Here is a 1403-nt window from a genome sequence, read left to right as displayed (position 1 = left end):
TCAAGCAGCGTTTGACTGTTTGCTGTTGAGGTTGACCTTGAAGGCGGCCTGGGTCTTGGCCGTGATCTCGTCCAGGGTGACGCCGTCGGCGAGCTCGATCAGGGTCATGCCGGAGCCGCCCTTCTTGTCGATGGAAAAGACGCCGAGATCGGTGATCACCAGATCGACCACCCCGGCCCCGGTCAGCGGCAGGTTGCAGGCCTTCAGAAGCTTCGGCTCGTCCTTGGCCACATGCTCCATCACCACCACGACGCGCTTGACGCCCGCCACCAGGTCCATGGCGCCGCCCATCCCCTTCACCATCTTGCCGGGAATCATCCAGTTGGCGAGATCGCCGTTCTGGGCCACCTGCATGGCGCCCAAGATCGACAGGTCGATATGGCCGCCGCGGATCATCGCGAAGGAATCGGCGCTGGAGAAATAGCTCGTCGTCGGCAATTGCGTGATCGTCTGCTTGCCGGCATTGATCAGGTCCGCATCCTCTTCGCCCTCGAAGGGGAAAGGACCCATCCCGAGCATGCCGTTCTCCGACTGCAGCTGCACCCGCATGCCCTTCGGAATGAAGTTCGAGACCAGCGTCGGAATGCCGATGCCGAGGTTGACGTAAAAGCCGTCACGCAGTTCCTTGGCGGCACGGGCCGCCATCTGTTCACGGGTCCAGGCCATCAGACTTCCTCCCCTGCTCCCGCTGCCACTGCCGCTTCCGGGCGCTTGCGGGTCGTTCGCTGCTCGATATGTTTGACCGGGTTCGGCACGTGCACGAGACGCTGCACGAAGATGCCCGGAGTATGGATGCAATCGGGATCGATCGCGCCGGCTTCGACCAGATGCTCGACCTCGGCGATGGTGATCTTGGCGGCGGTGGCCATCATCGGATTGAAGTTGCGCGCCGTCTTGCGGTAGACGAGGTTGCCCTCGGTGTCGCCGGTATGGGCATGCACGACGGCGATATCGGCAAACAGGCCACGCTCCATGACGTAGGTCTCGCCGTCGAACTCGCGCACTTCCTTGCCCTCGGCAATGAGGGTGCCGACGCCGGTCTTGGTGAAGAAGGCCGGAATGCCGGCGCCGCCGGCGCGGATGCGCTCCGCCAGGGTGCCTTGCGGGTTGAACTCCAGCTCCAGCTCGCCGGACAGGTACTGCTGGGCAAAGAGCTTGTTCTCGCCGACGTAAGAACTGATCATCTTGCGGATCTGGCGGGTTTCGAGCAGCCGGCCGAGGCCGATGCCATCGACGCCGGCATTGTTGGAGATGAAGGTCAGGTCCTTGGCACCTGATTCCCGGATGGCCTCGATCAGGGCTTCGGGAATGCCGCACAGGCCGAATCCCCCGGCCATGATGGTCATGCCATCCTTCACAAGCCCAGCCAGCGCCAAGCTCGCATCCTTGTAAACCTTATCCAT

General features: G+C 62.8%; 2 protein-coding genes. Both read right to left on the bottom strand.

Translation table 11 applies throughout. The features are described from left to right. On the bottom strand, positions 1-666 hold the full coding sequence (locus tag K9B37_RS24505) for a 3-oxoacid CoA-transferase subunit B (protein ID WP_224316432.1): 666 nt from the start codon (positions 664-666) through the stop codon (positions 1-3). Beyond that, positions 666-1403 (bottom strand): CoA transferase subunit A (locus K9B37_RS24500; RefSeq protein ID WP_224316431.1); only part of this gene is annotated, 738 nt, incomplete at its 5' end. The genes K9B37_RS24505 and K9B37_RS24500, both read right to left, overlap by 1 nt.

The sequence above is a fragment of the Microvirga puerhi genome (assembly GCF_020089865.1).
In the GTDB taxonomy this organism is placed as follows: domain Bacteria; phylum Pseudomonadota; class Alphaproteobacteria; order Rhizobiales; family Beijerinckiaceae; genus Microvirga; species Microvirga puerhi.
This window is presented reverse-complemented; position numbering and strand designations above follow the sequence as displayed.